The following is an 8,982-nucleotide window of genomic DNA, read 5'->3' as shown; positions in this document are numbered from 1 at the left end:
CTTATACCACTGGCGGATTATCAGAAGTAAGATTCTGGCATAAAGACAGGCTTTTGGACATCCAAAAGGTTAAAACAGAACTACTAAAGATAGTGCACTTTTAATTTATAAATAGTGCACTTTTAAAAAATCGGTAACATTAGTAAAATAACTGCCACTGGCGTAGTAATTAGTTATACCGGAACAACGCGTACCCCTGGACGCCCTACTTCTATTTGTTATCTTGGCAATGGTACTGACGGCATAAAATATGTGTTGCTGGGATGCGCTGCTTCTGACGTGGTAAAGAGATATCGCTGTAGTGATGGCGCCACAAATACGGTTCTGGGTACCAATGAGTTTGACCTGGGTAGTACTAATCAGTATTATAGCGCGATGGTCAATGCCCCGGATAATTTTGGCGGTTATGCTAACCAATCAGTTTGGGCTACCTCTTTGAGAAATAACTTTGTGGCTAGATTGGCTTTAAATGATGTCACTAGTGTTGCCTCCGGCGGTGTGACACAGTATGCTACTGAACTTAATCCTATGGGGATTGATTTGGTAGGCAGCGGTGCGGGCGGAAAAATAGCTTTTACTAATTACGGTTCTAATAGTATGAATCTTATGACCCCTAATACCGGAGCTACGACTTCTTATGATACGCAGTCAAACCCTTGGGGCGTATCCAATGATTCTGTCAACAGTAAGATTTGGGTAGCCAACTCTTCCAGTGGTTCTTTTATGAAGTTTAATTCTGATGGTTCCAGCCCGGTGGTTTATTTGCCGAGCGTTAACTTGGATAAATATTATTTTTCTCGGAAAAATGCTACGACTACCGGCGCGGATTCTATTGCTTGGTTTATTCCGGAATTTTGCCCCTTTACCTTATATAGCCCTAACGGTTCAGAGAACTGGGTTATTGGCACTAATGTAGATATTACCTGGAAATACGCTGACTCTTTGAAATCAAACGGTGGCGGCACTAGCAGTGTGCACCGCGTAAAGCTGGAAATTTCCATTAACGGGACAGACTGGTATGGCATTCCCGGCGCCTCCAGCTTAGATATTAGTTATGGTTATGACCCGGCTATCAGCAATGACGGTAAATTTACCTGGAATAATTTACCGGCTTCCATCACCGGTATTACTAATCTTATCGGCGCGACCTTAAAAGTAAAGATTACCGATATTGAGAGCGGGTTTACGGGCCTTTACGATGTTTCTAATAATAATTTTAACATCAAGGGAGTATTGACCGTAGATACCCCGCCGATTGCCGAACCGAATATCTGGAAATTGGGGCAGACCAAGGATATTACCTGGAGCACCAAAGGCAAACTCAATGATACTGGCTTAACTCCTCATGATATGACCATATATCTGGCCACTGACGGAGTCACCTTTAATCATACTTTGACCGCCACTGCTGATCCCGGAACCGATGGCTCCAGTAATAATCCCTGGAGCTGGGCGAATATTCCTTCAAGCATTGCCCAAGACCCTCCTAACCAAGCAACTCTGGATAATGTTATCGGGACTAACAATAAAATTAAAATAAAATATAATTATGTTTCCGCCGGAACAGTGGAAAGCATAAGCAATGCTTTTACTTTAAAAGGAGTGATCTCTAATGTGCGGGTTACGGATACAGGAGGCACTACGCTTACCACCTGCCTGCGCGGCGGAGCTTATAAAGTAAAGTGGGATAAAAAAGGTTATTTTGGTTCAGGAATTAATGACGGATTAGTGGATATTTATTATTCTCAGGATACCGGAGCATCTTATCCCACATTGCTTGTTGCTGGCACGGCGGCAGGTACGGATGGAGGCGGTGGTTCCTGGGACTGGACTATTCCAGTTGGTTTCAGTTTGACTCCGGATACCTTTAAGTCTGAAGTAAAGGTTATTCAATCTACTGATTCCACGGTTTATAATGATACCAAAACTAACGCTAGTGATTTTGATGTAAAATCCGGGACCTTGGCCGTTACTGCTCCGGGAAATGGAGCGACCTGGAATATCGGTACATTACAGCATATTACCTGGGATTATACCGGTTACTATACTACGGTTAAAATATCTCTATCCAGAGATAATGGCGCGGATTCCTATGATGAAGTTTTAGCTTCTTTGGTTACTGCCAGCACTAGGGATTATCCTTGGCCAATAGTTGTTCCTCCGTTAACCACTACCGCTAAAATAAAAGTAGAGAGTACGCAGTATCCGGATGTCTTTGCTTTAAGTAGCGGTAATTTTACGATCGCCGGAGGAATCACCGTTACCTCTCCCTTGGTTACGGATATCTGGGAGATTGGCCTTCCGGCGCAGAATATTACCTGGTCAACCACCGGGACTTTTTCTACGGTAAATATTTATGTGTCCCGGGATAGCGGTGGAAGCTGGGGGTTGCCGATAGTTAGCGGATATAGCGCTGCCGGCATTTATCCCTGGACAGTGGCTGCGCCGGGAACTCAGGAATTGCAGACCGCCAAGGTTAAAATAGAGAGCACGGATTTCCCGCAACAGACAATTACCGCTACCTCTGAGTTGTTTAAAATTCGTGAAACTATACATGTGGATGTCCCAAGTTCTACTGGGATTATCTGGCGGGTAGGTACGAGCCAAAACATACAATGGAGCATTGCCGGCTCGCTGCCCGGCAACATGGTGGATATATATTATAAAAAGTTAGAAGGCGGCGCCTGGGCATTACTTGCCGGGTTCCCCGGAGCAGGTTATCAGGCGAATAACGGCAGCGGGGGGAATACTTATTCCTGGGCTGTCCCTAATGATATTCATGATGAAGTCTATATTAAGGTGCAGGATCACAGCCGCGTATATATTAATGATGTCAGTGATAATAGTTTCAAAATAAAAGGGTTGGTCTCGGTTACCGCGCCGTCTCTTGATGAAGTAGTCAAGGTTTCTGACACCGGTGAGTCTAAAACTATCGCCTGGAGTTTAACCGGAGATGTCACCGGAAAAGCGGATGTTTTGTTATCCTTAACCGGAGGAGCAGCTTATCCAATTACTCTAACCACCGGTGTGGTGAATATAAATAATGGCTCAGGCGCAGGCAGTTATATCTGGACAGTACTTCCCGCGCATATGGGTGTAGATAATAAAATATTAGTTCAGGCAACCACTGACCCCGGATTAGCTGCCGGGACTGCCGGAGAGTCAGCCTCATTTAAAGTTAAGCCGCAGATAAAATTAACTTATCCTAATGGACTGGGTATTACCAAGAGCATCGGAGATGTGATGACGATAACTTGGGATGCCATTCCTGATGAGTTAGGGATTGGCGGCCAAGTAAATTTAAGGTATAGCATTAACGGAGCTGCCGGGCCCTGGGAAGCAAATACTATCGCCAGTAATGTTGATTCTAATCTGCAAACCAAGGATTGGACGATTCCCGATGTTGCCGGTATGGTCGGCCAGTTTGTCAGGGTAAAGGTTTATAAAACCGGTGATGAAGCGGATATTCACGCTGAGTCCGCTTACGATTTTGCGGTTAAGGGTAATTTAATCTTGACCCGGCCTTCAGCAGTATCCGGTTCCACATTAACCTGGGAATGCGGCACACAGGAGAGTATTACCTGGAATACATTAGGTGATGTGGGTTTTGTAAAATTATATTTTTCCAGGGATAGCGGAAATGACTTTTACGCAAACCCCATCGATGAGTCCGGAACAGCGCCCGCGGGTAACCCGACAGGATCGTATCTGTGGACTATCCCGATTACTGCTCCTCCGGACCTGGCTACTGTTTTTAAGTCCGGTGACAATGGTAAAAATTTGGATATAGGAATCAAGTTAACTTCAGCCGTTGGCGGTATCGAATCTATCTCCGTGCAACCGTTAACCATTAAATCCCGGTTTATTAACCTGGTGCCTAATGGCGGCACAATCACTGTGGGGGATTCGTTTAATATTACCTGGACTACGCAGGGAGATGTTGGTACGGTGAACGTGAAATATAGTTATGACGGAGGAGCAAGTTATAACGGAGACGTCGCGTTAAATAAAACCAACGCCGGGGGTTGGTTGTGGAATCCGGTAAATTCTCCGGTAGATAATGATGTGAAAGTGCGGGTGGAAAGTTCTGCTTTTAGTGATATTAAGGTTGATTCCGGAAGTAATATTGACGCGAAAGGCAAAATTCAGATTACCAGCCCCAGTTCAACTAACCGGGCCGATAGCGCTTTAATTCCTACGGAAACCCATCGGATTACCTGGGTAGTTAACGGCGGCGTGGGTTCAAATATCGGTTTGGTAGATTTGTATTACGCGCAGGATGGCAATAGCTTTGGCAGTGCCTTTACTCAGGTAGATACGGCGGTGCAAAACTATTATGATTGGACTGTGCCTAGCCCGGTGAGCCTGCCGGTAACTACCGCTAAAATTAAAATAACCGATAATAGCGATGGTTCGGTAACGAACACATCTGAGGCTTTTGATATCCGCGGAAAATTCTGGAATGGATCGAGCAACCGCGCGTTGGTGGAGCCCAATGGGGGTGAGATTTATTATGTTGGCGGCACGGACATTAGGATTCAGTGGAGATATAAAGGTAATATCGGCTCAAGCGAACTCTATTATGATACTGCCAGCGGAGCAGGGGGATACCCAAATCTTATTGCTACCGTTGCCTACAATAAAAACGAAACCGCCGGAGTTTGCTACCATGATTGGATCGTCCCAGCTTCTTCTGGAGTAACTCTCCGGGTAAAAATTTACGCGGTAAGCGATCCGACTTATTGCTACGCTAATTCCCAGGCTAATTTCGTAATCAAAGGATCAGTCTTGCTTACTAGCCCGGGTAAGAATCCCGGTTCCGTGGAAACCTGGTTTGTTGACGGGAATAATCAGATTGTCTGGGGTTCTACCGGCGGAATAAATGATGTAGACCTGCTTTTTGATAAAAACAGCGGTAAGGGCGCGGATGATACGCAGGGCACAGCTGATGATTACGGAACTTTAACCATTGTCACGCGCGCGCCAAGCGCTGATGGGTCGAGCAGTTATTCCTGGAATATTCCTGTTGGCCAGGAAGCAACCCGTCAGTTAGTGACTACTGAAAAAGCCCGCGTCAGAGTTAGAGATTCGGATGATAGTATGGTTTATTCCAGCTCGACCAATGATTTCTTTATGAAACCGCGGATCACTATTGATGCGGTGACGGGTTCGCCTTGGACAGTGCAAGAACAGAAAACTATTTCCTGGACCAAGAGTGGAACTGTTTCACAATTGAATTTATATTATTCTTCAGCCGGTCAAAGCGGCCCGTGGGGCGTCCCCCAGATAACCGGTATTGACGCGGCAGCAGGTTCTACCATCTGGACTATTCCGGATAACGCTGTTTCTTGGGGAAACGCAGTGCTTAAGTTGGTCAGGGTGGAGATAGGGGTGGAAGATACGGCGGTTATCAGTAAAACCGGTAACTTTAGCATTAAAGGTAAAATAAATGTTACCGCGCCTCTGACTAATCAGGTTTATAACGTTACGCTCACCGGTACGGTTACCTGGAATGTGGTAGGCGCAGTCGGGGTTGTTGACGTCAAATACAATAGTAATTCCGCCGGAAGTTATCCGGACCCGGACTGGGTGGCTTTTTCCGGAGCCACAGGAATAGTCCCGGATTATTGCACTAATGTCCCGGGTACTCCGTATACTTTTACTATTCCGGCAAGCACCGCGCCTAACGTGAAGATTAGAGTCGTTGAGTCCAACCATGCCGAAGTTTTCGGCCCGCCAATGGCAGGTTCTCCTACCCATAAATTTAAAGGAAGTATAATTTTTGATAAAGGTAACACTAATGGGCAAACTCTTACCGTAGGGACCCCGCATCGCATAGACTGGTCGACTAGCGGCGATTTTACTACTTTACGCGCTTATTATAAGAAAATCGGCGCTTCCGCGTGGACGCAGATTGGCTCTGATTTAGGCGGGACCGTTACTAACCTCAACTATACTCCTGTAGATGCGGATATTACCGAACCCGGTGGAACAGATAAATTATTATTCCGCGTTGAGGATGCCCTGGATGCTAATGATGTTTATGCCGAGACTCCGGTTGGCCAGCCTAATACCGTTAACGGTTATTTAGAGATATTACAGCCAGTTACTCCTAATGAATTTACCGTAGGCAGCACGGTAGCAGTGCAATGGAAGAAGTACGGTAATATCGGAAACATAAAATTTGAGCTCTGGAATGGGAGTTCCTGGTTGACCAATGCCACCGGTTCTAATCTTCCGGACACTTATGCCAGCGGCGCATCCGGTGAAAGCGGGGTACTGCTAGTACCGGATTGGGCGGTACCGGATAAAATCGGCACCGGCCGTAAAATCCGGGTGAGTAGTATAAATTATCCGGCATTAACCAGTCCAACCGGTGAGTTTACAATTAAAGGAGGGTTATCTTCGATAGATACTCCTACCACCTGGTATGTCGGAGAGGAGCATATTATAAACTGGCAAGCTAACGGTACTATGTCTAATGTTAAAATTGAACTTTATAATGGCCTCAGCTGGACCACATTAGAAGATGCTTATAGTGCGGGGCTTCAGAGCGGATCAAATTCCTATACTTGGAGTGCTGCTGATATTAAACAACAGCAGAGAAGTTCCGCCTGTAAAATCAAAATTACTTCTAATCAGAATCCCGGGGTCTATATCGAAACCGGCAATTTTACGCTGGTGCCTAAGATTACCGTTACTACGCCGAGCCAGGCCTGGATTGCCGAAAGCAGCAGCAATTCAATATCCTGGAATGCGATTGCCGCGCCTACTGCCAACGTCGATATTATTCTAGAAGATACGAATAGCGGTTTAGGTTACCCGGTTACTTTGGCTAGTAATATCGTCAAGGGATCTTCGCCTTATAATTCCGGAGCAGTCATTCCGGCAACTTTAACCGGTGCGGCTAAGATTAAAGTCAGGGATACGAGTTTCCCGAATTTGGTATATGGGGAGTCAGGTACCTTTAAAGTTATCGGCGCTATTATTATGCATCCAACTGATAATACGCCTAACTCTACTTCTAATTGGGAAGTAGGTTCTAGCCAGCTGATTACTTGGTCTCACAAGGGTGCTTTAGGCCAGATAAATATAAGGTATAAGTATGATGCGGGAGCTTATTCTGCTCCTTTAGCCGGTTGTCCGGTTGCGGTTACAGACCATACCTATACTTGGATCATACCTGATGATGTAGTTTCCCAGAATGTGCAGGTAAAGATAGAATCAGTGAACAATCCTACTCAGGAGTATGCGGAATCCGCGGCATTTAAATTAAGAGGCAAGTTTACTTTAGCTGAGCCAGGGTCGCTTAATTCCGGAAGTTCTTATACTATATCCTGGACCCAGCCTCTTGGCCAGGATGCTCGTATTCCTAATGTTATCCTGGAATATTATAACGGTACGAGTTGGAATTATATTATTGCTGGCGTCCCGCACACAGTTATTAACTCCGGAAGTTACGGCTGGACCGTACCTGTTGATTTTACTTCCTCGGCTTGTAAATTAAGAATCTCGGATCCCAATAATAACAGCGGCATGGATGAAACTAATGTTTTCTCTATCCTGCCTATAATCAGCGTAACTGCGCCTACGGCGGCCGCGGATTGGCTGGTGGGTACTCAGGCCGGCAATAATATTGTCTGGAGTGTTACCGGTTATGTTCCTACGGTGAGGATAGAGTATTCCAAGGATACCGGCAGCAATTATACCTATATTATTGCTTCTTCAGTAGCCGGCAGTTCTTCTCCTTATGAATGGAATATTCCTGCGAATCAGGATATTATCCCGGCTAGCGCTCAGAAATCCAAAATAAGGGTGATTGATACTTCTTTGGGCGCGATTTATGGTTTGTCGGGTGAATTTATGGTAAAAGGTTCTATTGCGATCACCAGTCCTACCACAAGCAGTTTGTGGAAAATTAGTGAAGCTACTTCTATTGGCTGGACTACTCCCTGCACCTTACCGGCGAATATGGGGAATCTTAAGATTGAATTTAGGAAATCTGCTATCGATGCCTGGAGTGAAGTGGCTGCTTCCGTTGCTTTTAATTCCAGCCCCTATATCGGGTTTACTTTACCGTTAGATTCCGTTACCGCTAATGTTAAGACTGCCCAAATTAAGATTACTCAATTAAACAATACTAATGTTTTCGTTGAATCCGATGGCTTTGAAATCGAAGGCAAGATCGCCATCAACGAACCCAACACCTCAGGATTAATCTGGACCGTCGGCTCTAGCCATAATATTAAATGGACTCCTACCGGAACATACGGCACAGTCGAGTTCCATTATTCCACTGATAATTTTGCCAGCTCTAATATCTTGATCGGCCAGGCAACTAACTCTGCCTCAGGCATACAAGGTACCTATATCTGGAGTATCCCGACTAATGTTGTCAGTGACTCAGTCAGGGTCAGGGTCAGGGATGCCGCGGATGCGGATGTTAAATCTATCTCTGGTTATGATGTAAAGCTAGTCGGCAGCCTGATCGTTACTGCTCCGAATACCGAGACGCCTAAGATTGTCTGGTATAAAGGTGAGGCTCAGAACATCAACTGGACAGCCAATGGCGCGGTAACTACCGTGGACATTGACTATTCCACTAACGGCGGCACGGGTTGGACGAATATTATTACCGGTGAAGCCGGACATACCTCCGGCAGTAACACTAAAGCGATTACTATTCCTGACGAGAACTCGGAGAACTGTCTGGTGAAGGTCACGGATTCAGCGCATGCCAGTGTCTTTAATGCCTCGGTATATCCTTTTGCTATGCGCCCGGTAATTAGCGTCAGCCAGCCGGTTTTGGATCAGAATTTAGTCGTCGGCTCTAACTCTAACACCATTGCCTGGAGCTTAAACGGCTCCACCAAAGTGTCGTTTGTCAAACTCTACTACTCTAAAGACGGCGGCGCATATACCAATGTGATTGATGATTCCGGAACGGTCTCAGCGACCGTGCCCTATACCTGGAATAATATA

General features: G+C 45.7%; 1 protein-coding gene. It reads left to right on the top strand.

The genetic code is table 11. The features are described 5' to 3' along the window. Positions 1-255 precede the first annotated feature (255 nt). Positions 256-8,982, top strand: an 8,727-nt coding sequence (locus Q8N22_00095) for a hypothetical protein (GenBank protein MDP3052352.1), incomplete at its 3' end; no start/stop codon positions are given.

It is taken from the genome of bacterium, from assembly GCA_030693325.1.
In the GTDB taxonomy this organism is placed as follows: Bacteria; Patescibacteriota; Minisyncoccia; order UBA6257; family MFKM01; genus MFKM01.
Note: the sequence above shows the minus strand (reverse complement) of the source record. Positions and strands in the feature narration are given on the sequence as shown.